Genomic DNA, 25,759 nt, shown 5'->3' on the forward strand with positions numbered 1-25,759 from the left:
GGAGAGGTGACGGCGGCGAAGATGCACTCACTCGGCATTCACACTGGCGCAGATTTGAAAACGCGATCGCTGACTGACCTAAGGATTATACAAGTTTTAGATGCTGCTCACCGACAAAAATCATCAACTCTCAACTCGCGCCATACATCAGACGGTTGCCACCCGGAGTTACCCACGGAGCGGAGGGGGCGATAGTGTTCAGAAATGTATTCGGATTCGGAAGCGTAGTCTTCAATGTACACAGATGGATTTGGTTCAATCACTGTTTCAGGAATATTTTGGCTCTCAAGAATCTCAATGGATTCAGTGGGTGATGGGGTTACTTCTGTTTTCTTGCGAACTGGGTTAGAGGTTTTTTTGATGAGTCGTTTCATATCTATAGGAATCATTTGGCTTTCCACAAAGAAGGGATATCCCAGAATACAGGAAGTTATCAGCGAATCAGAGACATTTCGCCATAAAGTTGTATGGGCGTGGATTGCTTTTTAGGGACGGGAGCGGAGCGCGATGCCGAATAGCCATTCGTAGAAACGGATTTAACAATAGCTATGATGTTGTCTACTTGCATATTCAAAGAATATTTGCCGACCATTGGTCGGCAAAAAGGTAGCAATTAGTGTTGACAAAATAATCGCGGTAGTAATTAGGATCAAAGGCTACAATAGATAGTCATGAACAGTCCATTGACTTGGCTTACTGCGGGCAAATTGCTATCGGTGATTTTCTTGGTGCTAGCCAACGGATTTTTTGTGGCAGCTGAATTTGCCTTGGTTGCGCCAATGCACGCTAAAAAAGGGCAGTGAGGCATCAATATCTTTGTCTTTACCCCTGAAGTCTACAGTAAAAACAAAAATATCCATCATTGCTCAATGCAAATTAGTTTAACTTCGCTCCACGAATCATAGTTTTTGTCAATCTCTTTTGCAAGAATTTGTGGGAGATTAGCCAAGTCAATGTTTTGTGTTGTTGAGCGATAGTTTATAATATTCTCTAAAAATGATTAAGCCTAAAAATGTGTATCGCGGACACTCAATGGAAAAAGTTGGTCACGGTAAAAGAGCGGTATTTAAAACAACTATCAACGAAAAAGAATGGTCTGCGATGACTGAAATAAACGTAAAAACAGCAATTGATACTTGGATTGATGAAGGAATAGAGCCTTAGTATGCGAATCGTTGGCTAAAGGCTACTAGTGCAGATTCCACAGGAGATAGCTTTGTTCAATATCAACTTTTCTTTTTGTATCTGGTTAAAACAGCGTTATACAGTCATTGGAGTTTTATTGCTTGCTATATCTATTACAGCTTGCAATAACTCTGCTACATCACAACTAGCATCTGCCAATCGCCCAACGCTGGCAAATCTTTCGGACACCTCTAATCCATCTTCTCCACCCGCCTCTGGCACACAAAATCCTGACAAGAACCAGTCCCAAGAACAACTTGCAGTCCAACTCATTCATGATTATTACGATGCCATCGCTCGTCAAGACTATAAACAAGCTTACTTGGCTTGGGATGGAGATGGTACTGCCAGTAAGCAATCATTTGAGGAATTTCAGCAGGGTTTTGCTAATACCGTATCCATTGTTGAAGAAGTCGGAAAACCAGGTTCTTTAGAAGGGGCAGCAGGCTCGCTATATATTGAAATTCCCGTTACTGTTACGGCTGTTAATAGCAATGGAACTCCACAGCGTTTTCGTGGTAGCTATAAGCTGCGACGAGTCAATAACGTTCCTGGCTCAACTCCAAACCAACGGAGATGGCATATCTACTCGGACAATATTTCTCTTGAGCAGTAATTCCCCTAGCGTGGCTGCTAAAGTCTGATTCATATTTAATATTTAATCTAACTTTTCCTATAAGGCAATCTGGTAGTGATTAACCACACCAGTATTTTAGGTCTTAAGGGTTTCCTCTAAGAAACTGAAAAGAGCGATCGCCCATCCAAGCAAGGAAAGATATCAGTAGAAGCGTAGCTTGCCACCGTAGGCATCGCCTCCTGGACTAACATTTCCTCTCTTCTCTACGAGAGGCTGCGCCAACGAGACGCTATTCGCAAACGCTTAGGGCAATAACTCTAGTAGCTGACTGAAAATCCTGCTCACTGGCTGGCAGTGGAAACCGTTCATCATCCGGTAGGTTTACTAAGCGCACTGCTAAAGCCTCAGCCGCATATCGAGAAATTGGCCCCACATTGTTTACACCCTGCTCAAGTGCACTGGGGTAACCTTTTCCTTTAAGTCATAGTCACATAGAACTGATTCAATAGGATGAACGAGTTAACTGCTTGTGTTTTATCTACCCAGAATAGTGGTCTTGAAAACAACTTTCTTAACAATTATTTGCAACGTGTCCTATTTTGCATAAAAAAGGCTTTTTTACATGAAACAAGAAAAAGACATACCAACTTTATATCCACAATCAAAACCGTATCTTGTTAAATCGATGAAATGGCTCTTAACAATTGCTCTAATTTTGAGTAGCACCACTCATTATCCAGCACGAGTAATAGCCCAAACTCAACAACCAGCAACTACTAAGCAGCCTGTACAGCCAGTCAAGATACCTGCTTCACCTCAACAACGCACCTCTCGACCAGCTTTTGTTTTGCCAGAAGTACCTGCTCGCTTAAGTCCTATATCTGGGCGTAGAGCAGGAATGGGTAGTCGGGACAATTGTCCTGCGGTAGCAACTGCACTTACTGCTTTAGTGCCATTTCAAGAGGAACAAAAGGTTAGCAAACAAAGGGATAAATCAGTTATCGGGATTGTAGAGGGGTTAACCACCTCTGAACGGCCTACATTTTGGTTTTACGTTCCTTACACTCAAGATTTGTCTACCTCCAACGCTGAGTTTAGCTTACAGGATAGTGAAGGCAAAGATGTTTACAGAAATGCGATCGCACTACCTCCAAAGCCCAGTGTCATTGGTATTTCTCTCCCTGAGAATGTTACATCCTTAAAAGTAGGTAAAACATATCGCTGGTATTTAAAAGTTCGCTGCAAGCAGCAAACAGCAAGTGTTCCTGTGTACGTAGAAGGAGACATTCAAAGAATGAATTTAAATTCTCGTGTTATTCAGCAATTGGAAGCAGCAACCGATCCCCGACAGAAGATTGCAATCTATGCCAAAGAAGGTATTTGGTTTGACGCTTTAACTATGCTGGCACAAATACGCCTTTCTAATCATAATGATACTTCTGTTGAAGAAGATTGGCAGAGTTTATTGCAATCCGTCAATTTGGGTAATATTTCTACGGCTCCTATAGTCAATTCAACCAACCGTCAATAATCCTAAATCTCTATAACCAATTACCAACTAAAACATAGGGTGCCCAGTACATCGGACGGTTATATTCAGGAGCTTCAAGTAGTTTTAATTGAGCAAAGCGTAAAGCTTCTACCGTAGTTTTACCAGTCACTAACTGGCGGTAAAATTCCTCAATAAATAAAACTGTAGAGTCATCGCCAATTTGCCATAGTGAGGCTAAAGTACTCCGCGCACCAGCACGCAGGGCAACTCCTGCTAATCCCAACGCAGCTCGGTTATCTCCTGCTGCTGTTTCGCAAGCACTCAAAACAAGTAATTCAACTGGCTCTGTTCGTTTTTGCTCTCTACTTTTAAGCAAACTATCTAATTCACTCACATTAATGCGTCCATCAGCTGCTAGGATAAAAGTGTCTTTTGCTTTAGAGCTAAATTGCCCGTGAGTTGCCAAGTGAACAACTCTAAAAGGTTGAGCGTTGATGGTTTTTCTTAAAGTAGTACTAGTAAAATTTTTATCCAATAATGTAGTTGTCGATACCCCTGATTCCTGAATAAATTTTAGTTCAACCTTAACGTAGGGAAGCGCTGCAAAATTTTCATTTTTGGGTGATTGCGATAATCCTCCAGCCAGGGCATTTAATTTTTTCTGTTTTAGAGGTTTGGGAGTAAATAGTTGCAGTCCTGGGCTAATAACTACAGAGTATTTTTGGACTAAATACTCTCTGCCATCATATAATGCAGACATCGGGATATTTCGCAACAACCCGTCTGGAATAAAGACTAGAGTATTAACTTTACTATTTTTAAGGTCTGTTTCAACTGGTTTAATTAACCAGTTATAAAGCTGTTGAGAAACTGCTTTAAATTGCAGATTAGCATCGGGTTGGACTATTGTCTTTCGTATTTCTGTAATAACTTGCTCTACTTGCTGACGGTTGACTTGAGAAGTTTTATGAATCAACGGTTGCTTGGGAAGTTTGATGATAATTTCTAAATAGTTATCTAAGATAATCGGGTAGAAAATAGCAGTATTCGGGTTATCGCGATCTACTACTTTGTCCAATACCACAAATTGGTTGCTCAAGCAAGCTTCTCGAAAAAAATTGTCGAGTTCTGCAACTTGCAAGGCTTCCATTCGCTGACGTGCTTTATCTAAATCAGGCTTTCCTTGTCCTTTCTCTTGTAAAATCAACTCTACAGACTGCCGATAAAGAGGTTCTATGCGATCGCGAAAATTGAACTGTACCTCTCGATTAACCGCAACTAAATCGCTGCGAAGAGACTGAAGAGTTGTTACAGCAGCATCATAAGCAGATATGGCGCCTGGCATATTTCCCTGTGCTTTGAGTAAGCGTCCTAACTGCCACTCAAGGCGATAAGCGATATCTGAGGCATCAATTTTTTCAGCCATAAATAAGGCTTGTTGCGTCAAATCTTGTGCTTCTTGCAATTGTTGGTTCTGCTCGTAAACTTCTCCCAAGCTGCCTAGTGCATAGGATTCGGCACGTTCATCGCCGATTATTTTGGCTTGCTGAACGCTAGTTGCCAGAATCTCTGCAATGTATTTTTTATTACCAATTGTGGTCAAAGTCTGAGCAAAATTGATCCGTGCATAAATACTAGCTTGATTGCTAGGTAGATTGAGTAATTGAGATTGGATTGTGGGTATTAATGACTTTGCTTCTGTGATGCGTTCGTTTTCGACAAGCAAACTCAGCTGATTAATCAGGGCTTGAACTTTGGTGAGAGGGTTTGGTGCAATTTTGGCAGCATTTTCATAATGAGCGATCGCATCTTTAATATTACTTAACGACCTAGCAGTATTACCGAGGCTAAATTCCGTCAAACTAATTTCTAGAGGCAGTTGCAGACGTTGAGCGATTTCTAAGCTTTGTTGTAAGTTTGTCTGGGATAACTCAAGTTCGCTTAATTGTTGTAAGACATTGCCAAGCGATCGCAAAGCTGTTACTTTTACAGGTGAGTCAGGTTGGGAATTTAATTGTTGGGATACTTCATTCAATATATCAAAGCTACGGCGGTAAAAACCAGCAACTCGTAGAGCTTGTGCTTGATTAATCCGGCTGCGCGTTACTCCAGCATTATCACCTAATTTCTTCCAGATTTGCTCTGCTTGTTGTGATGTTATTATTGATGCATCAGTTTGTCCCTGTGCTAGTTGCAATTCGCCCTGAATATTTAGAGTTTGTGCCAAAATTTCTAACAATTCAGATTTTGGATTATTGACATTTAACTTTTGATTTATCTTATCCCAGCCAAGTAAATTTAAGCTATTGTCAATAGTTGCATAAGCTTCTTTCCACGAACCGAGTTGCTGGTATACAAGACAGAGGTTAGTCAGTGCTGCGGCTTGTGCAAGGTTATTGCTTTCTCGTTGATAGCTACGCACAGCTTGTTGTAGAACATTTACTGCTTCAGTAAAGCGTCCAGCTTGATAAAGTGCTTCTCCTTGCTCAAGAAGTTGCTGTGGTTTTGTGGCTGGGGGTTTATTGGTTTGGATGTGAAACCCGTTTGGTGAATTTGTCTGGAGTTGTTTAGCAAATGTGCTAGGGATAATAATCAGGAAAACAGCAAGGGTAAATAGGACTACGGGAGTTACCGCAAATCTAACTACTCGCTTTGGCAGCTGAAGTTTTGCCATATTTCACACCTCCCTGAGATACAGGACAGTCAGCAGGTGTTTGCCAAGGGCTGTGAGGGTTAAGTTGAGGAACTTGTGCTACTAGTTTTATGTTTCCATTGCGATCGATTACCCAGCCAGAAGCTTCCACAATTGGAATTGTAGCAGCAATGGGAGTAGTTGAAACTGCTGTTGGTTGTGGCACAGGCGTTGTGTTTGCCTTTTCTGCGTTTGGTCTTAATCTCACCCACGCAGACACAGTACTTGAATCTTGTAATGGTTCAGTGGGACTCATGGGTAGTCCGCCGCGTCCCGTTGCGACAAATGTATTTTGGAATTGCCGAGTTCCAGGTGTGCAGGCATTGGAAATTTGCCTAGAAGCATCAACTAAATTAACTGGGAGTTCGACTAAGGCGTTACTAGGGTCTACATCAGGTTGAGTAATTTCTATATTGCCACTTAAATCAGGCGTTGCGCCTTTGGCGGTAATATCACTTGTGTTTGGCGAAGGCTCTTTTCTAGATTGGATACCAAAGATGCCTGCAATATTTTTGATGGTGACATTCCCGCCACGGAAGTTAGCGGAATCTGCTCTAATGTCGCTATTTTCATTGGGAACAGCCACGATAAAACCATTTTTGGCATCAATGGTAATATTGCCGCCAGTGATATCATTACCACTGGCATTAGTGGTGATGCTGCTACCTCGACGCAATATCAAAAAGGGGGAGTTGAGAAAGATATCGCCACCGCCTCCTGTAGTGTCAGCGCTTATTTTTGCGTTGTGATCGAGACGGATGGAGTCAGCTGCCACAATTAACGAGCCTGCAATGCCTGTATTTGTACTACTGACGCTCACTTGTGCCCCATCTCGAACGGTTAAATCTCCTGTTTGAAGGGTCAAATTGCCACCTGCACCACTACCTGTTGTTTCTGCGGAAATCAGCGAACCATCGCCAGTTAGGGTAATCGATTCTGGGGCAATGACGCTGAGAGTTCCTGCTTTGCCGATACCAGAAGTAGCAGCCGATACCTTTGATTTGCCTGAGAAATTGACTGCTAAGGTTTGCCCATTGTTATTGGGTTTAATTCTCAAGTTACCGCCTCGTGCTGCCCCTGTTGTCCCTGCTTCTAAAATGCTGCCATCTGTTAGGTTCAATTGTGCAGCTTGCACGGTTAGGTTGCCTCCACTAGCTTTGGGGTTAGTAGAATTCGTCGCCGCTGAAACCCTCACCCCATTAGCAATGTCAAGCTTATTGGTGGCAATTTCCACATTTCCTGCTTGCCCAGCAGCGTTACCTTCAGCTGTCGCTCCTAAAGTACCATTACCAGTTAGAGTAATCGAAAAAGGAGCATTGACGCGAAGAATTCCTCCTTTGCCATTGCCAGAAGTAGATGCAGATATTTGTGAATTATCTTGAAAATTAATCTTCAAGTTCTGCCCTTGACTACCCGGTTGAACAGTTAAATCTCCACCTGAACCTGCACCACTGGTTTGAGCAAATAGACCGCTAGTGGAACCCGAAATAGAAATTTCTGGGATGTTAAGTATGATATCACCAGCTTCACCACCACTGGAGGTAGAAGTGAGGATTTGTCCACCGTTAGTTGCACTCAAGGTATTGGCATTGACTGTGATATTGCCTCCAATAGAGTTAGTCTGGGTTTGAGCATCCAAAGCCGCTCCATCAGTTATGCTCAGGCTATTGGTTGTCAACTTTATGTCACCACCCTGTCCAATCTTGCTACTAATAGTTCCTAACTGGTCATTGCTACCTCCACTACTTGAGCGCAGACCACTACCAATACCAAACAAATTAACTTGCTGTGTTGCATTTACATTAATGTTTCCAGCTTTGCCATCTCCTAAAGTTTGCGTTTGTACAACACCTCCTCCTGTGATGGAAAGTAAACGAGTTTGTAGGTCAATCGAGCCACTATTACCTTTTGCTCCTCCTGCTACTCCACTCAAGATTGAGCCGTTATCCACTGAGATTGAATCTGCTTGAATAGAAATATTACCTGCGTTGCTATTCTGCCCGAATGTAGTAGTGGCAACGGCTGCTCCATCTTTGATAACTAATCGCCCTGTTTCAATTCTTAAGTTACCTGCACTACCAGTAGAGCCAACAGTCGTCTGACTAAAAACACCACTGGGAAATAAAATGTCTTGAGGACGATTGATTATCGGAAATGTAGTAACGCCAGTAGGAATATAACCACCTAGATAAGTACCATTTGGAAGACCAGTATAAATAAAATTGTTAATGTCGCCAAAAGGAGCGTTAAATGTTGTACCACTTATTTCTAGAAAATCAAAAGCGCGTAGACTGATGTTACCACCCTGTCCACTGCTATGAGTGCCTGCGGAGATTTGTCCACCATTAGTAATAGAAATAGACGGAGCTGATATCTGGATATCTCCTCCCTTTCCAGAGCCAAAAGTATCACTAATCAGGAATGCATTTAAAGCAAAAGGTGCCTGAGTATCGATAATAATGTTGCCAGAACCAAGAATTCCTGAGGTGTATATTTGAAAATAATTTGTAGGTTTAATAGTTCCCGCTGCTTTTAGAGTAATATTACCCCCTTTTCCTCCAGTTCCCACACCAGAATACACATTAGATTGGAGATAGTCTACTGCTAAAATGCTACCTTTGGGGGCAGCTAAGGTGATATCTCCTCCATTGCCTGCTATCCCAAATGCAGAGTTCGAATACGACAACATCCTAGCAGCAGAAATATTGCCATTCAAAGCAGTTAAAGATATTGCTCCTGCATTGCTCGATATGCCAGAGATAGAGGTTGAAGCAGAATTTACTTCGGCAAGAGAAATGTTACCATTTGCAGAATTTAACGTAATTGCTCCTCCATTGCCTGCCGTAGCATCAGCAGAGCTACCAGATTGAATCCGATCAGTAACAATGTTATTAGTGGCACTCAAGGTGATATTGCCTCCATTGCCTGCATTGCCTTTAGCAGAACTGTTAGAGTATAATCTTTGAATGTAGATGCTGCCATTAATGGCACTCAAAGTGATATTGCCTCCGTTGCCAAAATTACCAAGAGCTTCGGTGAACAAAAAGCCTGTAGCCATGTTGCCGTTGTTGCTGCTAGTAATGTTGCCGTTGTTGCTGCTTAGGGTGATATTACCCGCATTACCTGCATTTAAAGAAGAAATGGATGAAGATTTAGTAAAGCCTACAGAAATATCGCTTTTGATAGTACTCAAGGTAATATCTCCCCCATTACCCGCAGAAGAATTAGAGGAGGAGTACGAGGATAAATCACCTGTACTGATGCCGTTATTAGCACGCAGGGTAATATTCCCTCCGTCTCTAGATATACTAGACTTGTTAGAACTAGAAGAGTGCGAGTTAGCGTCAATATTACCAGTTTTGATGCTACTGTTAAGGGCACTGAGGGCGATTGCTCCCCCATTTCCGGCATTTCCAGAATTAGAACTGGAGTAAGAGTACAAATAGTCAGTGTTAATGCTGCCGTTATTGGCAGTGAGGGTAATCTTTGCTCCGTCTCCCCCTGTTTGAGTGTAAGAGCGTGAGTTAGATGCCAAAAAGCCAGCTTTAATGTCTCCTCGCCCAGCATCAAGGCGTATTTCACCTCCATTTCCTGCTGTGCCAAACTCAGAGTATGAGGAAGAGTTCAACCCAGATGTATAAATGCTGCTATTAGCATCAAGAATTATTGCTCCCCCATTTCCGGCATTTCCAGAATTAGAGGAGGAGCCAGCATTAATATCACTAGTCCTGATGCTACCATTGATGGCACTGAGGGCGATCGCACCTCCATTTCCTGCACTGCCAGATGATGTGACCGTTCCTCTAGTTGTGTTAATGCCTCCTGTAATACTGGTGAGAGTAATGTCCCCACCATTGCCAGCACCAGCTGCTTGTGAGCTTATACCGCCTGTGGTAATGTTGCCCAAGGCAGTGAATGCGATCGCGCCGCCATTTCCTGCTATGCCAGAATTAGACTGCGAATATGAGTACAAATTGCCAGTATTAATATTACCGTCAGTTGCAATAAGGTTAATCGCACCTCCATTTCCTGCACTACCAGATGTAGAGTATGAGTCAGAGTCCAAATAACCAGTAGTAATGCTGTTAGCGGCTTCTAGACTAATCGCACCTCCATTTCCTGCACTACCAGATGTAGAGTATGAGTCAGAGTCCAAATTGCCAGTGTTAATATTGCCGTTGGTAGCTTTTAGGCTAATTTCACCACCATTGTTCGTGCCATTTGTAGTGTTTAGCCTTTGTACATTAGTAGTAATTGCTCTAGCACTGTTAATATCAATTCCGCCTCCATTAGTTGTAATTCTTTTAGTATTCACATCTCCAGATACTGTTGTTAAACTAACTATCCCCCCAGCCCCATTAAAGCGCTGTAAGGAAACTTCTCCACCTAAAGTAATTCCCTCTGGCACAGTTCCACTAGTAAACGCAGGTACTAAACCAGAATTGACACCCCCATAAGCTAAATTACTTTGCCCAGAACGCATAATTAACGCCGTACTGTTGTTTAAAGTTGCAGTATCTTGTCCAGCAGGTAAAACACTAGTATCCGGTCTAGTAATATTTATATCACCCGAAAAGCGAATATTACCCTTGCTTTCGACTAACAACGATGCACCTGTATAGTTAGCTGCAATATCCACATTGCCATTGCTACTGATAATTGGGTCATATTTACTTACAAAGTTTGCTAATCCCCCCGATACACTCTTGAGCGAAAAATTCCCACCACTGGCAAAACGAGCATCGCCAGAAATTATCCCATCACTGATTAAGTTAAGATTGCTCCCACTGACAAATGGTGCTTGCGTTGGGTGATTCAGTGCTAAAATATCAATTCCTTGATTTCCCTGAATCGTGAAATTACCAAGAGCAGTAGCTAAAAACGGAGTCATCACACTGTCCCGTACTTTCACAGTATCCTGTGCTTGCAGTGTTAAGTCTCTTCCTGCTTTTAGCTGTCCCTGCAAATCAAGTTTGTCAGCTACTAGTGTCAGGTTTTCCTGGGGTGCTAAATTTCCGGTGTTGGTAATAGTCGCCCCTGGCTGACTTGTTCCATACTGCAACCCTGGTGTAATATTTACCGTCAGCAATGGCGGTGCTTGGGGATTAGTAGCACTGAAGGTACTGCCATCAGGAAACTTGAAACTGCTTGCCGTTGTTGCAGAAAACGAGCCACCAATATCTAATCGGGCATTTTTTCCAAAAATAATGCCATTGGGATTGAGCAGGAATAAGTTTGCTGTGCCGTTAGCGCGAATTAAGCCATCAATATTAGAAATTGACTTACCCGTTACTCGTGTCAGGATATTCTGAATATTGAGTGCATTATTGAACAAAGCTGTCTGGCCAGTGGGAACAGAAAACTCGCTAAAGCTATGGAATAAATTGCTTCCATCGGTGGTTCCACCTTCGATTTTTATAGTATTACCAATCTTTTTAACATTAGAATTAATCGGTAGAGTACTATCTGGAGTGATTTGAGCGATCGCATAATTACCACTGCAAATTACTCCACTAGTAATGACAATGTTCAACCATTGGAACAAGTTTAATTTTATCATTACCCTAAACATCATTGCTCAAACTAGCATCTTTACCAAAAATAATCCCATTGGGATTAATTAGAAACAGATTGGTTCTGCCGTTAGATTTGATTAAACCATCAATATTAGAAATTGACTTACCTGTTACTCGTGTCAGGATGTTCTGAATATCGAGTGCATTATTGAACAAAGCTGTCTGGCCAGTGGGAACAGAGAACTCCCCAAAGCTGTGGAATAGATTACCCCCTCTTGTGGTTCCACCCTCAATAATCCTGGTATTGCCCTCTAATCTCACATTAGAATTATTTGGCAGAGTGCCATCTGGGGTGATTTGGGCAACTGAGATATTTGCATATAAAGCGATCATACTGACAATGGCAATTCCTAGACCTTGTAACCAGTCCAAACGCGGAGTTCTGAAAGACATTGAACTCTCCTAATAGAAAAGGAAATTTAGCTTAGAATCCTCAATTAACTATAGGTGTCAGCAAAATCAATTTATTCACAAAATGAGGATATTAACAAATTTCTTGCTACTGACATAACTTACAATAAAAAAGTTAGTTTATAGCGAATAAGCATTTTTGTCAAGACTAATACAGTTGTAATTAGGTAAATATATATTAAGCTAACCTTCATTGAAAGCTCAAGACTTATACGTTCTTTTTACCGCCAATTAAGACTCTGCCTTGCTTTGCGCTTATCCGGAGTCCTCCCACGGCTCCAGATAGTGAATAAACTCATCTCACTGCTACCAATTAAGAATCAGGAGGCAAAGCTAAAAAATCTTTGATTCCTAACAGTGAATAAACCAATCTCACTGCTACCAATTAAGAATCAGGAGGCAAAGCTAAAAAACCTCTGATTCTTAACAGTGAATAAACTCATCTCACTGCTACTAATTAAGAATCAAGAGGCAAAGCTAAAAAACCTCTGAATATCATTTAACAGTCTCAAGGAAAAAATCATGTCTAATACTTCTAGTTCCCTCATGAAAAACAAATTCTTACTAACACTCACCGCAACGGTTATTGGTGGTTCTGCTATTTTTGGCTTTGCTAACCTGGCTTCAGCTGGAGATGTTAGTGCGGGTCCTATCTGGAGCAATGAACACGCAAAACAAGTATGCCCTCAAGTTTGTAGTTCAGTCGGTTTAAAATGGGACGGTAACTGGTATACAAACGTCCCAGGCAAAAATTCCGTTTGTAGTTGTGTAAGTAAGTAAAACTTTACTTAAAGGTGTTTTAGATAACATTACACTACTGAGGTGATTGAGAATACTTCCTAACCTCTGATAAATCCATAACCACCCGCTTGGGGCGGTTATGGATTTTTTGAAGCAATCGACTCAAAAAATACACTCTTCAACTTTACTCAAATCCTCAAAGGGAAAATTATGTTAATGAATTTTATCAAGGATTTTAAACATCAATCATCGCGATTTTCAGGAGCATTGTCATTGATTTTTCTAGTTTCTGTTGTTGGGTTAATTTTGTTGGGTTTAGGATTGAAGAACTATTCAATGCCTACGCCATCTGAAAGTTATCAACCAGTAGATTCACAATTGGAAGCCAAGGTTTTGCAAGTCATTCGCAAGCATCCAGAAGTGGTTTTGGAGTCTGTTTCTGCATACCAACTGAAAAAACAGGAACAACAACAGAAAATACAAATGGCTTTTTTACAAAAAATGAAAGCTAATCCTAAATCAGTGATTGGCGAATCCTCAACTACTGGTGCTCATGAGCAAAAAATTGTGCTGATAAATTTCTCTGACTTTCAATGTCCTTATTGTGTAAAGGCACATCAAGCAGTTAAGCAATTCATGGCAACACATCAAGATAAAGTCACGTTGGTGTATAAGCATCTGCCTTTGACCTCAATTCACCCAGAAGCCATGTCCGCTGCAAAAGCGTCTTGGGCAGCGAGTCAACAAGGAAAATTCTGGGAGTTCCATGATGTACTTTTTGAAAACCAAGACAAGTTAAGCGAATCTCTCTATGTTACAACTGCCAAAACCCTGAATTTGGATCTGAAGCGGTTTAACCAGGATCGTAACAGCAATGCTGCTATTACTGCTATTAAGAAAGATATTCAATTGGCACAACAGATTGGAGTTGATAGTACTCCTATGCTTGCAATGAATGGAGAACCTCTAAACGGAGATATTCAACTTGCTAGTTTGGAAGCGCTTCTGATTAAAGTTCGCAGCAAGTAATGAAACTTTAAAAAGGAGATACAATTGCCACTATTGATGACTCTCGACTCCAAACCAATATTCAACAAGCTAAGTTACAACTAATTCAAACCGTTCCGCAAATTAATGCAATAGATAGTCAAATTCGATCTGAAAGCGATCGCATTTATTTAACCAAGGGTTGTGGAATTGTGAAAAATTCCTGACGACGTTGAATCAACACGACAACAACACCGCTTGCAACCACGGCAAAGGCAGAAGGAATAAATGGCAGCCATAACCCTTGTTTTAAAAGAGCGATCGCACAAACTCCATATAAAATGACAACTATCACAAAGATAGCGCATCCCTTATCTGACAGCGATCGCACTCGCCAAATAATCAGACTCCCAACTACAGACCAGCTGCATATCCAGAGAATATCGCCCCAGTAAGGCAAAACCCAAAGAATTGGACGTTGGTCTAAAACTGCACTCAAAACTTGGCTAACCATTTGTGCTTGTATAAATATCCCTGGTATTTCTTGGTAATCTTGCTGTGCAGTACTGTAGAGAGTTGACCAAGTATCGTTGACTGTATTAGCTGTCACTCCAATGATAACTACCTTATCTTTAAGTGATTTATGATCAAATTCATCACTCAATACATCATCAAGGGAAACTCTTTGATAATCTGTATTACGGTAATTGACAAGTATTTGATTTCCACCTAAATCAACTCCTTGTTGATAGGCACCACTGCGACTAGGTTTTAAGCGTTTAAATACTTTAGAGCCAAACTGTACATAATCTTCATTAAATTTAGGTTTAATATTTTCGTAAGATAAGTAACGAATAGCTAATTGCAATGAGAGCGAATAAGGCGTTGTACAAGTCGAAGAAGGCTCTTGTGCCATCATCAAAATTTGGCGACGGACGATACCATCTGGGTCTTGAATTGCATCGGTAAAACCCTGACGTTCTACAGGTAGGTCTTTTGGAGGTTTAACACCTTGGGGGTCATATTTACTATCGCGGCTTTTGCAGACAACAACAACATTATCTTTACTAAATTCAGTCGAAAGTTGTATTAGATTTGATCTATTTGGAGGATCAGCGAAGTCTCTGTAAATATCCAGTCCAATAACTCGCGCTTGATACTTTTGTAACTTGTTGAGCAGTTTAGCTAACGTACTATCCGAAATGGATTTCAGTCCTTTGGTCGTCTCTTGTCGTGATTGAATATCTTTTTCAGTAATTTCTACAATTATCAACCTGGGATCTGGGTCTTCTTTAGGTCGCAACCGTAGCATTTGATCGAAAGTTTGTAGTTCGATTTTTTCAAAGACTCCCAAGTATCTCAAACCTAGCGTTGAAACAGCCACAATCAAAGTACTAAGTAGTATATTCCAAAATTTTAATTTTGGTGTTGCAAATTTATCTTTTGTCGAAACTTCACCAACAAATTTAATATCACCAAAATTGCCGCGCAGTTCTTGCCATGTAGTAGGAACAGTTGTAGGATTTTGACAGATGACTGGCAACCAACTGGCACAAGGAAATTTATTTTCCAGTCCTTGAAGTCTTTCTCGCGCTTCTCGCACAGCCAAGTAAAATGGTTTGCTATCTCCAAAGGCGGTAAGAAAGTTTTTTAAAAATTCCTGCGCTATTAAATCTGGCACTCCTTCCCGCATTACAATCATTTGGGGAATGTTTAAATCAGCTAAATTTCGTCCTAAACCAATTCCGTCACAAGAATTTAAAATTGCTAATTTCAAACCACGTCTAATTGCTGCTTTAAGTGCATTTTTCAACTGCGAAATTGCTAAAGTTTCCGTTTGATTGATACAAATCTCCCCAGTGTCTCCGTCAGCGAGACTATTGCTATGTCCGGCAAAAAATAGAATATCCCAATCGTGATTCCATAGATACTCGTCAAGTGTTTGCCGTGTTGGTTCTATAAGAAAAGTAGTTTTTGCATCTGTTAAACCTTGTAAGAAAGAGGCATCTTTATCAATATCAATACCAACTCTATTGCCTAGAATTGCCAAAATTTTGACTTTCCCTGTAGGAGATTTTTGTAATAGCTGAGGAGATTCATACTCATGATTGCTTAAAGCTAATTCCGCTTTCGGGTAATCTTCAAAAAAATGCCACAGATGCCAAGGCAAGCGATGCATTAGAACTATATTTGTTTCAATAATTACTCTAATTTCATCATGATGACTGAGTAGAGTTCGTAACTGCCGATCAATATTCTGAAATGACTCAAATTTTAACCAAACATTGATATTGGCTTGTAGCTGTTGACACACTTCATCAAAATCATTGACAGAAATATTGGTTATGTCTTGCGAATGTACTTTTATACGTTGGTTGCTACCCAGGCGTTGATGAACTGCTGCGTATAGTAACTGCCATCTGCGGTAGAGTTCACTTAGTTCTGGTGCTGGTGGCAGACTCCCTATTAATTTCACAGGTACAAATTGGTTATGACACCAAAGTTGAGCCGTGACAACAGGAAATCCTTGATTTAAATCTCCTCCCAAGAAGCTGAAGACAACTAGCTTACTCATAAGTTAAGTGGACTTTGCCATTCGTGATTAACTAGTGAATAATGAATCTTAATTTGACTCGCCTGTGCGCGGCTGTTAGAAAACCTGTTCAGTCTGGCTCTTAATAACTAAATCACGAAACTTTCTGCAATCTGGCAACTATCAAGAGCAACCTGGATGCTAAAACATTCTCCCACTTCTCCATCAAAGAGTTTCAACTGCACATAAATATCTTGAATTCTTGCTTGTACTTGTTGAAGTATTTCCCCTTGATCTGAAAGTAAAACTAGCTTGATATTAGCAGGTAGATAAGGTTGATTACAAGCTGGATGTAGCTGCACGCGAATAGTAACTTGTTGATTAGCTTCTGGTATTAAGGCAACCAATAAAATAACTTTTTGAACCTCTATTTCTATTCTCAAGTCAATCAGCTTGGCGCGTTTGATAGTAGCAGCATTTAACCCAGAAGAAGTGCGGAAATTAAAAGCTAGGCTACTGGAGTTTGGCTCAAAAAAAGTCTCTATAGCTTGCCAAGAAGCATCGTAAATCTGCTCCAGCCAACGACTAAGACTCACTTGTACTTGTGAAAATTGCGTAGGCGCAGCTTGTCGTAGATATTGCAATCTTTGTTGGTACAAACGCTGCCGCCACTGCTCATTCTCTACTAGCACTCCCCAGGTTGTAAATGGCACTGCAAGTCTCGGAAATGTTACAGAGTAATTACCTAACTGTTGTACAAGATTTTCTACTTGAACAGTCGATAATTCTGCTAGTGGAGCGATCTCCGCTTTCATCTCCTCTGTTCCACAAAATTGGTAGGTCATCCAAAAAGCATTAAGGTCTTTAATTAAGTGCCGTGCATCTATACAATAAGTCCTATCTACTTGGTCATAGTCTGCCAGTGATTTAAGTTCAGTATGGGTTATGTAGCCCCAAATTCTTACCCACTCGCCATCTGGTGTGATTTGTACTGCTAAATAATAGTCTGCTGCCCAACTGGAAATGTCTACCCATTCTTGAGGAACTTCTAACTCACTATCATCAATTGCCTCGCTGGGAATTAAAACGACTCGCTTTTCCTTTAATAAAATTGCTGTGCCATTGACAAATTCCCAAAAAGCAGGAAAACCAGGGGAACCGTACCAGATACTTGCTTCTGGAACATATTCAGCTTTTACCCAATTCAAAAACCCATGAAGGCAAATTTGATTCATGTAAGCACGCCAGCGACTGTTAGGTGTGGCGTACATTTGGCTTTCTTGCCAAGAGCTTGTCTGTAATGATGGTGATATTTCTAACAATAGTTCCTGCGGTTCTGTAAAAGCGTAAGTCATTTTTACTACCTCATCTTTCATAACGTCAGCTAGATTCCCCATATTTAACTTTCAACCATTCTTCCAAAGCACTACTCATATCATTAACTAGGTTGGAAGTCACAGAAATATTAAGCGTATCTTGACTCCATTGGATCAACGCTGCTAGCATTAATTCTCTAGCTTTGAGCAGTCGGCGAGAAACAGTAGGCTGACTCATTTGTAGACGTTCTACAATCTGTGGCTGAGTCAACCCCTGTTGGTAGTAAAGTTTAAGTATTTCCTGGCTTTTTGCCTCAAAAGTTTGTAAAGTTTTTAACAAAAAAGCTTCAATCTGAGATTGTTGATTTTGTTGATTTTGGGCATCCTCTTGGGCTATCATCTGAGCGATTAATGAGTCAGAGAATGGATCTGGCAAATCAAAAGTTGTTGTGGAGTCATCTTCTGATATCGCTAAATTTAAAGAACTTACAGGTGGATACAGATAACCACGCACGTATATAGCTGCCTGAGTTAACCACTGTTCAATTTTCTCTCTCGTGCATTGTGGAGTAGGTTGAGTTAACTGATTTTGGCGTTCACGGTTGTAGAGGTTGACAATAGCTTCCCAAAGTTGGGGTTCTGGTTGTAGTAGTGACTTTGTGCCACCCGGTTGGTTTTGTACATACAGTTCTTTGAAACAAGTCCAGGCTAGTCGATATTGGGCAATTAAAATAGGTGATAACCCAGCTTGAGCAAGAGCTTCTAATAACTGCTTTTTGCTTACTTTGCGTAATAATGCCCAATTTGTGCAAATATCAGCTTCTTTGCGTTGGCGTAAAATATCTTTTAGCCGACTGGGAACTGCCATAGTAGCATAGGCTTTTAAACTAGAGCATTTTTCTATATTAAAATTTTTGAGAATTGTTTCAATTTCAGCATTCGCCATTTGAAAATAATCTGCTAGGCTATGTTGACTATTTGTGAATTTGGCAATTGTTTTTTTAGCAGCCCAATAATTTGATTCCTGTAAATAAGCAGATAAATGCATTATAGCAATACTATTAGATTCCTCTCGCCAGCATTTGTGCCAATGTAACGCCAAAAAATTTTCTGAGTTAGGGTTCAATGCTGAATACTCCAAGCAATTTTGAATATTTCTATACAGTTTTATATCAATCAACCATTTGCTGAATCTGTCTCCTTCTAGCTCAATGAAGGTTGAGAACATCTCGATAATTTGTTGACGAGGACGCATAAGCAGTTTTAAAAAAATTAGGTTTTTCAGTAATTTTTTTGCTAAACTAATAATTAAAATACCATTTTAATAAGCATATTACTCTAAAAATATTAAAGTTTATTAACTCATAAGCTGAACGGTTAATTAGCTTAAATTTGTTACTGATGCCTTTCCTGCGGAACGCTACGCGAGCAACAGCAACACTTGTTGTCCTATTATCAAAGTAAGCTACTATTTCATCAAACCATCGGATAAAAGTGAAGTTTGGTAACCAATACAAAAATCTATGCTGACTTGCTCTATTTGCTCTAAGACTTCAGTTCCCCACTTTCTAAGAGTTTCCTTTATTATTTCTTGAGTACGTCCACTTAAAATAGCAATCAATTTGGATGTATCTAAGTAAGTCGGCGGGAAAATTTATAAGTATGTAACGAAAGTTTAACCAGAAGAATTAAAGTTAAATTTAACACGTTGTGTACTGTAGTTTCCTTTTTCTCCTCTAGCTTGAACACTATCAATTACGGCATAAGCAAGTTCTAACTCGTCATCAAACATTTTTCCTGCTCAATACCATTGCCAAAATAAGAGCATAAAGAGGTAGGGCGTTTCGTAGTAGAGTTATTGTCTCTCACAACGACAACTCAAAAGCTACAATCAGCTCATGCCCGACATTTTATCACTCCTGCAATGCTTACTACCTCCAGAGCCGTGAATAAACTCATGTCACTGCTACCAATTAAGAATCACAAGGCAAAGCTAAAAAACTTCTGATTCCCTACAAGCGTGAATAAACCAAAGTCACTGCTACCAATTAAGAATCAGGAAGGTTAGCCAAGCTTCCAAACCTCTGATTCCTTACAGTGAATAAAATCATATCACTGTAACAATTAAGAATCGATATCAAAATTCAAAATTAAGAATCTTTTTTTGAATGAGCATATGCGTGATAGCGCAGCGTGACACCAAGTGCCATATTTTGAATTCTCCTGAAAGGGGTGACTCCTGAATTCTTGGGAGCATCCGCTTTTTTAGCACTATCCAAAAATCAAATAGGAGTCCTATAGAAAGCCACGTTTGCGACGGCGCAAGTGCCCACCGTAGGCGATCGCAGCCAGGCTTGGAAATTTATGCGAAGACCATAACTCTATTACATCGGTTTTCTCTTTTCATCCTCTTATTTTGGCAAAGGTATTGCAACCGTAATCAGATTATCGGTGCTGGTACTTACGCAATGGAAATCCGTTGTGCAGGTACAATGACAATCAGCAATACAACGGCAACAGGACTCGGACACGGCGCTATTCTCAACTGCCGAACAGACTTTGCGATCGCTGACGGTGGCGGTAACGGTGACTGGATTACTCAAACACCAGTCTGCCCTGACCCTTATCCAACCCCAATTTATGTTTCGGTAGAATCATCTGAACTTGAACAATTATCAGCAGTATCCACAAGTAAGTAGCAGGGTGGGTTCATTGTAGATATTGACTGCAAGGTGCATCCCGTTTTTGTAGATATATTCACCTGCTTAACTCGGTTTTCAATGTCAAACTAATCACTTGATTCAATCTATTTTAGCGTTTTTCGTTCACACTATATCACTTCTTAAATCTTAAAGGAGAATAAATTTTAAATGGTAATTCATGTAGCGATCGGAATTTTGCGGCTCTGAATACCAAGGCGATCGCAGGTGTGGTCAAAAATTTTGGATTTGACGGTCTCGAATGTAGCATACTTACGCCAACTGTGCTAACAGATAGAGTCGGCTTTTACAAACATTTTATCCAAATGTTGAATGTAGATATGGGCAACAGCGTTTACTGTGATCGGATGGCGCATTACTAAACACTTTTTTCTCATCAAATAGCTTATAGCTACGCTGATGACGATGAGACTGGGTTGCATAGTTTCTAACAAAGTTAAGTGTAGAAAAATGGCAGATTTTAAGAAGTTATTCTAGGAGCATACTTATGAGCTTGAACATTAAGTCATCTCAAGAAAGTGTAGAGGTATGGCTATCTGTACCGAATGGCACTATGCTGGTAAGGCAGACAGATATTTATTTTGCGGTTGACAGTGATGTTAATAATTATACAATAATTGTTGACGAAGATACACAGTATCAGCAGATAGACGGTTTCGGTGGCTCACTGACCGATGCGTCATGTTGGCTACTAAAGTATAAGCTTACAGACCAGAAAAGGGCTGAAGTCATGCAGGATTTATTCGGACAATCAGGAATAAATATAAGCTTGCTTCGGCAACCTATAGGAGCATCTGATTTTAGCTGGGAAGCGTGGACATTTGATGATACTACCAATAATACTGATGACTAGACATCTCCAAAATACTAACATTCTGTGGTAAAAGAACATCAGAGAGTTTTTTGACACAGAAATATGAGCGACATGCTGAACCACATTGAAAAGAACAAGAAAGAAACACAACGTTTAATTGGTCTGGAGTATGAACAGTTACAACAGTTAATACAAAATGCTGAACAATTAAATTATGAAAAACAAGCTTTGCGAGAATCAAAAAAAGTTAGAATTATTGCTGGTGGTGGAGGTCGAAAGCCAAAACTATGTGTTGCCGAACAAATAATTTTAACCTTGGTGTATCTGAGACACATGACGACGTTTCAACTTCTTGGTATCCAGTTTGGAGTAAGTGAATCGACAGCAAATGACATATTTAATTATTGGTTGCCAATACTGAGGGAATTGCTACCATCCAGTTTAATTGAACAAGTAAAAAAAAACGAATCTGATTATGAGGTAGTTAAAGAAATACTCACAGAATATGAATTAATTGTAGACAGCTATGAACAAGTCAGGGAAAGACCCGGAGATAATGAAGAACAAGAAAAATATTTTTCGGGCAAGAAGAGTAATCATACATTTAAAAGCCAAATAATTATCATGCCAGATGGTAGAGATATCGTTGATGTTGTGGCAGGAGAACCAGGTCCAAAAAGCGATATAACAATGTTTAGAGAAAACCGTGACAACTTTGACCAAAAACAAAGTTTTAAGGGAGATTTAGGTTATCTAGGAGAAGATTTAATTGATACTCCAATTAAGAAACCAAGAAATAAAGAGTTAACAACTAAACAGAAAAAATCAAATAAGCAGTTTTCATCCAAACGAGTATTTGTTGAACATCGAATCCGTTCGGTAAAAATTTTTCGAGTTGTTCAAGACAGATTTAGGTTAAATCCTAAAAAGTATGAACAAGTTATCTTGACAATTTGTGGACTAGTAAGATTACGAATTCGAGCGCTAATATTACCAGTCCAAATATATCCTATGCCATCAGGCTAAAATTAATGCATATAACTACATATTTTTGCCTTGTTATTATCAGTAAGTATCTCAAATCCATATTTTATCGTATTGACTAGCTAGTTTTTGATACTTGTATTTATGTCTTATAAGCTAGCCACAGCAAAGCTTTGATAGTTTTCGGAGATGTCTAATATGGAAACCGAGGTGGCGGCTCCAATTGCCGAGGCGATAAGCACAACCGCAGATGTCCTTACTGCCGATCCACGTACCCCCGCGCATCAGCCTGTCACAATTCTGGTTATCATTAGGCTCTATCCACGCGCTACCATCTGTTGGCGCTCCTTGATAATTTTTATGCCAACAGTCTGCACACCATTCCAATACATTACCGTGCATATCGTATAACCCAAAGGCATTTGCTATCCCAAAACTTCCTACAACTGTAGTTTCTTTTCGATAAATAACTTTGAGTCCTTGAGCATAAGAACCTGACAATTGATATTCTTCATCGTCTGTACCGTTGTAATTGGCGACATCAGTCGTAATTGTCTCGCCAAAGTGAAATGGTGTATTTGTTCTTGCCCGACAAGCATACTCCCATTCGGCTTCGCTAGGTAGGCGGTACTGGCTTTTAGTATGGGAGGATAAGCGATCGCAAAACTCAACTGCATCATGCCAAGATATATGCTCTACAGGTCGCTTATCCCCTTTAAAATACGATGGGTCAGGCAATAATTTTTTGTTTATTTGGGGTAATGCTGCCACAGCCTTCCATTGTGCTTGAGTAACAGGATATTTACCTATGCAAAATTGCTTAATGTTCACTCTTCTCTGAGGGCTTTCTGAATCACTAAGCTCTATTTTATTCTCTGGTGAACCCATCATGAAACTACCACTCTTGATCAGCACCATTTCCAGAGTGATATTGTTGCCCAAGTCTTCGGTCAAGTACTCGGCTTGACGCTGTTCACGTTTGCTTTCTTGTCCTTGACCGTTTAATATTATTACATCAAAGTTAAATAGTTTCACTTATTTATACCCAGCAAGATAGTAACAAAAATTACATTGATAATCGCCGATTTCCATACCATTGACTCAAGTCATCCTCAATCGCCTCAAGAATAGCGATCGCCTCAGTTATCGATTTTGAAGAAGCAGCTAAAAGTGCAAACGCTTGCTCAACCCGTTGCTGATAGTCAGTAGGGCAAATAGCAAACTTAGCCGCAATTGCCACCGCTCCCTTTTCATTCAACAGGTAATCTCCATTGAGGGCGAATAAAACCTGAATCATACACGCCACACTGCGGAAACAACAACCTGCTGCGTAAACAACATCATCGCGTGCAATCGCCTTAGAAGCAACCACCAGTGAGAAACTGATTTCCCAGGCGAAAGTATCAATAGTTGCGTGTTTGAGCTGGGTTGGGTTGTGGGAAGCAACACATGAAAATTATATCCCTAAAATTGTTGGTTAAAAGTTTGGGAGAAAATATCGGGCTATTATGAGATACTCTACTGATTTACTTTCCACAGTAGAGTCTATAAACATACATTACTTTTATGCTTAAAGCTATTTACAATATCTTTGAAGAAGGGATACAGCTAGTTCATAACTATTAGGTTGAGTTTGTACTGCATAGGCTTCTCTTTCTAAATCTTGCCTGTGAACATCAGTATAGCGCATAAAAAAAGGTCGAGCATAATTACTCGGCTGAATATTTAGACCTAAAGTTTTTATTTTCCCTTTCCCTGCACATACTTGTGCAGCATGAACTGCTTCATGAATTAGAGTCTGAGTACCAATATGTAGCTCAAAAACTACTGGATTAATCCAAATTTTTTTGTCAGCCTCTCTCAATAATCCATAAGTTCCTCGCTTTGGTGGTAGCTCAATTATTATCTGAAACCCTTGATTTTCTAATTGGTTTTTTAAATTAATAAATTTTGGTTCGAGAGTAGGCAATTGTGAAATAAATAAGAAAGAAGTTAATAGTAAGGTTTGGATCATTTTGATAAACAACAGGAGATGCTCCGAGAAAAGGCATCACGAAGGCAGGTGTTAGTGTAGTGATCGCGCTTTTTTTACATCTGCAATTCAACACTCACATTCCATCTACCGTTGCCCCACGCTGTCTTGAGAAAAGCGAGAGTTACAGCTTTACAGTGATTGGATAGCCAGTGGTAAAGCCATTCATCTATGGCGCTACTTTTTCTTTAAACTGTTTTCCAGCAGAAAACGCAGGTACTTTGGTCGCTGGAATAGTCATTGGCTCATTGGTTTTGGGATTACGCCCTTCGCGCTCGGAACGTTCGCGTCGCTCGAATGACCCAAACCCTATGAGCGTTACCTTATCCCCATTCGCTACAGCCTCAGTAACTACTGACAAAAAAGCACTGATGATTTCATCGGTTTGCTTTTTTGTGATGTTGGTCTTTGGCTGCTACAGCATCCACTAGTTCACCTTTGTTCATAAATCACCCTGAATCATTGCAAGTAATCGAAATCTAGCATTATTACCTCTTATTCATAAAGGGGAAATGGAATAATTTTCTAGCAACACGCGAAAATTAACAATGCACAACGACTATTACTGTGTTGATTTGGCACTATAGATAATTACCATTTCGTTTCCCTAAATGTTTGACTGTTGTAACTGTTGCACTTTCGGTTAGGTAAATCTGTCTTCATATTCAGTCAAAAGAGATAGGATATCTATCCAGTATATAGGTACTACAAGATAGCCAGGAAACGTTCAATAGGCAATTGATATTTCGTTCCTCTGGCAGCGATCGCAGTATATAAGCGCGATGCTTCAATTCACCACGGCTTTATGCCAAGCTATATAGTCTTTACCGTCCTGTTTCACCTATCTGATCTACATCGTCTGCTACTCCATTGCGAAAGCGTACTTCTAAGCCGTGTTCTGGCTCCCAGTCACACTCAGCTATCAACTTAAAGGTAGCAATATCTAGGTCATACTCCACATAAATATATGAGAAAGTGACTTGATCCCAGACCTGAATGGGATTAGCCAGCAGTGGCATTGACTCATCTCCAATCATGTCACGATATACATCATAATTTTGCAGCACCAGAGGAGCAGTAATGCTTAACACATCGGGTGGCAAGGCTAGAGCCTGCCGAATAGCTTCACGCTGAAGCAATGAAAGTTCCCCAATCTGCCCCTGTTCAAAATCCACACAAATCCGTACACGGCGATCGCCTAAAATAGCACATTGTGCTAAAGTCCAATAGTTATCTTCCAATATAATCTGTCCAAACTCAGCATCGTAATAACTTCTTGGGGATTCCATCATCTTTAGATACTACCTTTATTCTGGGCTTCCCTAGCAACTCCAAAAACTAGTGAAAATTTTACTTTGAAGTTAGTCGTACTTTTTGAGCGAGAATACCCATAGTTAAAGTTAAGTTCTGTATCCCTAACCAGCTTCTCCTTTTAGGAATTCCCATTCACCAAAAATAGTGCAAATGCAGTTATTTAATTTGCCAAATATGTATAATGCTATCCTCATTACTACTAGCAAGAGTTTTACCATCGCGGCTCAGAGCAAGCCCTAAAACCGAACTGGAACCATCTCTCCATGTGTGCAATACTTTTAAAGTCTCTAAGCTCCACAGTTTAATAGTGCCATCATAATTGCCGCAAATTAGAATTTTTCCATCGGGGCTAATGGCAAGAGATTCAACTGAATTAAAATTATCA

The 25,759-nt window shown here is 40.2% G+C and carries 23 protein-coding genes and 2 pseudogenes; 11 read left to right on the forward strand and 14 right to left on the reverse strand.

Annotated elements, in window-relative coordinates:
* The 4 genes from CDG77_RS37890 to CDG77_RS24700 all read left to right on the forward strand — a co-directional run.
* Positions 1-195: hypothetical protein (locus CDG77_RS37890; protein ID WP_143857087.1), on the forward strand; the 195-nt coding region annotated here is incomplete at its 5' end.
* A gap of 476 nt (positions 196-671) precedes the next feature.
* Complete coding sequence (locus tag CDG77_RS38645) at positions 672-803, forward strand: hypothetical protein (RefSeq protein WP_258169722.1); 132 nt, start codon at positions 672-674, stop codon at positions 801-803.
* Positions 804-996: 193 nt separating this feature from the next.
* On the forward strand, positions 997-1,164 hold the full coding sequence (locus tag CDG77_RS36805) for a hypothetical protein (RefSeq protein WP_167306234.1): 168 nt from the start codon (positions 997-999) through the stop codon (positions 1,162-1,164).
* A 28-nt stretch (positions 1,165-1,192) separates the two neighbouring features.
* A complete protein-coding gene (locus tag CDG77_RS24700; RefSeq protein WP_094331985.1) occupies positions 1,193-1,801 on the forward strand; it encodes a hypothetical protein in 609 nt (202 codons plus the stop codon).
* 250 nt (positions 1,802-2,051) lie between these two features.
* Here the strand turns inward: CDG77_RS24700 and CDG77_RS24705 are convergent, their stop codons facing one another.
* Positions 2,052-2,195 carry a hypothetical protein gene (locus tag CDG77_RS24705; protein WP_223269956.1) on the reverse strand — a complete coding sequence of 48 codons (144 nt, stop codon included), beginning with the start codon at positions 2,193-2,195 and terminating at the stop codon, positions 2,052-2,054.
* Positions 2,196-2,384: 189 nt separating this feature from the next.
* Here CDG77_RS24705 and CDG77_RS24710 point away from each other — a divergent pair, with 189 nt between their 5' ends.
* Positions 2,385-3,293, forward strand: a complete 909-nt coding sequence (locus CDG77_RS24710; RefSeq protein ID WP_223269957.1) for a DUF928 domain-containing protein — start codon at positions 2,385-2,387, stop codon at positions 3,291-3,293.
* Positions 3,294-3,303: 10 nt separating this feature from the next.
* On the opposite strand, the gene CDG77_RS24715 is transcribed toward CDG77_RS24710, so the two are convergent.
* The 3 genes from CDG77_RS24715 to CDG77_RS24725 are packed head-to-tail and all read right to left on the reverse strand — an operon-like array spanning position 3,304 to position 11,915.
* A complete protein-coding gene (locus CDG77_RS24715; protein ID WP_094331986.1) occupies positions 3,304-5,928 on the reverse strand; it encodes a CHAT domain-containing protein in 2,625 nt (874 codons plus the stop codon).
* Entirely contained in the window at positions 5,894-11,506 is a 5,613-nt protein-coding gene (locus CDG77_RS24720; RefSeq protein ID WP_223269958.1) for a beta strand repeat-containing protein, read from the reverse strand. The genes CDG77_RS24715 and CDG77_RS24720 overlap by 35 nt, the downstream gene beginning before the upstream one ends.
* Before the next feature lie 4 nt (positions 11,507-11,510).
* Positions 11,511-11,915, reverse strand: a complete 405-nt coding sequence (locus CDG77_RS24725) for a filamentous hemagglutinin N-terminal domain-containing protein (RefSeq protein WP_094331988.1) — start codon at positions 11,913-11,915, stop codon at positions 11,511-11,513.
* A gap of 540 nt (positions 11,916-12,455) precedes the next feature.
* Between CDG77_RS24725 and CDG77_RS24730 the strand changes: the two genes are divergently transcribed.
* Entirely contained in the window at positions 12,456-12,713 is a 258-nt protein-coding gene (locus tag CDG77_RS24730; RefSeq protein WP_094331989.1) for a mannan-binding lectin, read from the forward strand.
* A 171-nt stretch (positions 12,714-12,884) separates the two neighbouring features.
* Positions 12,885-13,703 carry a DsbA family protein gene (locus CDG77_RS24735; RefSeq protein WP_223269959.1) on the forward strand — a complete coding sequence of 273 codons (819 nt, stop codon included), beginning with the start codon at positions 12,885-12,887 and terminating at the stop codon, positions 13,701-13,703.
* Positions 13,704-13,848: 145 nt separating this feature from the next.
* Here CDG77_RS24735 and CDG77_RS24740 read toward each other — a convergent pair whose 3' ends face one another.
* From CDG77_RS24740 to CDG77_RS39170, 4 genes and pseudogenes are all read right to left on the reverse strand, one after another.
* Positions 13,849-16,236: a CHASE2 domain-containing protein gene (locus tag CDG77_RS24740; protein WP_094331991.1), complete on the reverse strand. Its 2,388-nt coding sequence runs from the start codon at positions 16,234-16,236 to the stop codon at positions 13,849-13,851.
* Between the two features lie 107 nt (positions 16,237-16,343).
* Positions 16,344-17,549: a DUF1822 family protein gene (locus CDG77_RS24745; RefSeq protein WP_094332001.1), complete on the reverse strand. Its 1,206-nt coding sequence runs from the start codon at positions 17,547-17,549 to the stop codon at positions 16,344-16,346.
* 25 nt (positions 17,550-17,574) lie between these two features.
* Positions 17,575-18,765, reverse strand: a complete 1,191-nt coding sequence (locus CDG77_RS24750) for a sigma-70 family RNA polymerase sigma factor (RefSeq protein ID WP_094331992.1) — start codon at positions 18,763-18,765, stop codon at positions 17,575-17,577.
* A gap of 246 nt (positions 18,766-19,011) precedes the next feature.
* Positions 19,012-19,146: pseudogene (locus CDG77_RS39170) on the reverse strand (ISL3 family transposase); the annotation flags it as partial.
* A gap of 718 nt (positions 19,147-19,864) precedes the next feature.
* Here CDG77_RS39170 and CDG77_RS24760 point away from each other — a divergent pair.
* From CDG77_RS24760 to CDG77_RS24775, 4 genes are all read left to right on the forward strand, one after another.
* Positions 19,865-20,209: a hypothetical protein gene (locus CDG77_RS24760; protein ID WP_143857088.1), complete on the forward strand. Its 345-nt coding sequence runs from the start codon at positions 19,865-19,867 to the stop codon at positions 20,207-20,209.
* Between the two features lie 206 nt (positions 20,210-20,415).
* Complete coding sequence (locus tag CDG77_RS39175; protein ID WP_223269962.1) at positions 20,416-20,592, forward strand: glycoside hydrolase family 19 protein; 177 nt, start codon at positions 20,416-20,418, stop codon at positions 20,590-20,592.
* A 125-nt stretch (positions 20,593-20,717) separates the two neighbouring features.
* Entirely contained in the window at positions 20,718-21,083 is a 366-nt protein-coding gene (locus CDG77_RS24770) for a hypothetical protein (protein ID WP_094331995.1), read from the forward strand.
* A gap of 63 nt (positions 21,084-21,146) precedes the next feature.
* The gene (locus tag CDG77_RS24775; protein WP_094331996.1) at positions 21,147-22,070 is read left to right on the forward strand and encodes a transposase family protein; all 924 of its coding nucleotides are present in this window, start codon (positions 21,147-21,149) and stop codon (positions 22,068-22,070) included.
* Between the two features lie 114 nt (positions 22,071-22,184).
* Here CDG77_RS24775 and CDG77_RS24780 read toward each other — a convergent pair whose 3' ends face one another.
* The 6 genes and pseudogenes from CDG77_RS24780 to CDG77_RS24805 all read right to left on the reverse strand — a co-directional run.
* A complete protein-coding gene (locus CDG77_RS24780; RefSeq protein WP_094331997.1) occupies positions 22,185-23,063 on the reverse strand; it encodes a formylglycine-generating enzyme family protein in 879 nt (292 codons plus the stop codon).
* A gap of 31 nt (positions 23,064-23,094) precedes the next feature.
* Entirely contained in the window at positions 23,095-23,400 is a 306-nt protein-coding gene (locus CDG77_RS24785) for a hypothetical protein (protein WP_223269960.1), read from the reverse strand.
* 204 nt (positions 23,401-23,604) lie between these two features.
* Positions 23,605-24,054: a hypothetical protein gene (locus tag CDG77_RS24790; RefSeq protein WP_223269961.1), complete on the reverse strand. Its 450-nt coding sequence runs from the start codon at positions 24,052-24,054 to the stop codon at positions 23,605-23,607.
* Between the two features lie 175 nt (positions 24,055-24,229).
* A pseudogene (locus CDG77_RS24795) lies at positions 24,230-24,506 on the reverse strand (HU family DNA-binding protein).
* A 378-nt stretch (positions 24,507-24,884) separates the two neighbouring features.
* Positions 24,885-25,352, reverse strand: coding sequence for a DUF6985 domain-containing protein (locus CDG77_RS24800; RefSeq protein ID WP_143857089.1), 468 nt, complete (start codon positions 25,350-25,352; stop codon positions 24,885-24,887).
* A gap of 178 nt (positions 25,353-25,530) precedes the next feature.
* A partial coding sequence (locus CDG77_RS24805) for a WD40 repeat domain-containing protein (protein WP_442946441.1) occupies positions 25,531-25,759 on the reverse strand: 229 nt, incomplete at its 5' end.

This window comes from Nostoc sp. 'Peltigera membranacea cyanobiont' 213 (genome assembly GCF_002245975.1).
Classification (GTDB): domain Bacteria; phylum Cyanobacteriota; class Cyanobacteriia; order Cyanobacteriales; family Nostocaceae; genus Nostoc.

What these genes read in the sequence shown, in the direction of transcription:
- CDG77_RS38645 (WP_258169722.1), top strand. Translation starts at nt 672, where the DNA reads ATGAACAGTCCATTGACTTGGCTTACTGCGGGCAAATTGCTATCGGTG.
- CDG77_RS36805 (WP_167306234.1), top strand. Translation starts at nt 997, where the DNA reads ATGATTAAGCCTAAAAATGTGTATCGCGGACACTCAATGGAAAAAGTT.
- CDG77_RS24710 (WP_223269957.1), top strand. Translation starts at nt 2,385, where the DNA reads ATGAAACAAGAAAAAGACATACCAACTTTATATCCACAATCAAAACCG.
- CDG77_RS24715 (WP_094331986.1), bottom strand. Translation starts at nt 5,928, where the DNA reads ATGGCAAAACTTCAGCTGCCAAAGCGAGTAGTTAGATTTGCGGTAACT.
- CDG77_RS24720 (WP_223269958.1), bottom strand. Translation starts at nt 11,506, where the DNA reads ATGATAAAATTAAACTTGTTCCAATGGTTGAACATTGTCATTACTAGT.
- CDG77_RS24725 (WP_094331988.1), bottom strand. Translation starts at nt 11,915, where the DNA reads ATGTCTTTCAGAACTCCGCGTTTGGACTGGTTACAAGGTCTAGGAATT.
- CDG77_RS24730 (WP_094331989.1), top strand. Translation starts at nt 12,456, where the DNA reads ATGTCTAATACTTCTAGTTCCCTCATGAAAAACAAATTCTTACTAACA.
- CDG77_RS24735 (WP_223269959.1), top strand. Translation starts at nt 12,885, where the DNA reads ATGTTAATGAATTTTATCAAGGATTTTAAACATCAATCATCGCGATTT.
- CDG77_RS24740 (WP_094331991.1), bottom strand. Translation starts at nt 16,236, where the DNA reads ATGAGTAAGCTAGTTGTCTTCAGCTTCTTGGGAGGAGATTTAAATCAA.
- CDG77_RS24745 (WP_094332001.1), bottom strand. Translation starts at nt 17,549, where the DNA reads ATGACTTACGCTTTTACAGAACCGCAGGAACTATTGTTAGAAATATCA.
- CDG77_RS24750 (WP_094331992.1), bottom strand. Translation starts at nt 18,765, where the DNA reads ATGCGTCCTCGTCAACAAATTATCGAGATGTTCTCAACCTTCATTGAG.
- CDG77_RS24770 (WP_094331995.1), top strand. Translation starts at nt 20,718, where the DNA reads ATGAGCTTGAACATTAAGTCATCTCAAGAAAGTGTAGAGGTATGGCTA.
- CDG77_RS24775 (WP_094331996.1), top strand. Translation starts at nt 21,147, where the DNA reads ATGAGCGACATGCTGAACCACATTGAAAAGAACAAGAAAGAAACACAA.
- CDG77_RS24800 (WP_143857089.1), bottom strand. Translation starts at nt 25,352, where the DNA reads ATGATGGAATCCCCAAGAAGTTATTACGATGCTGAGTTTGGACAGATT.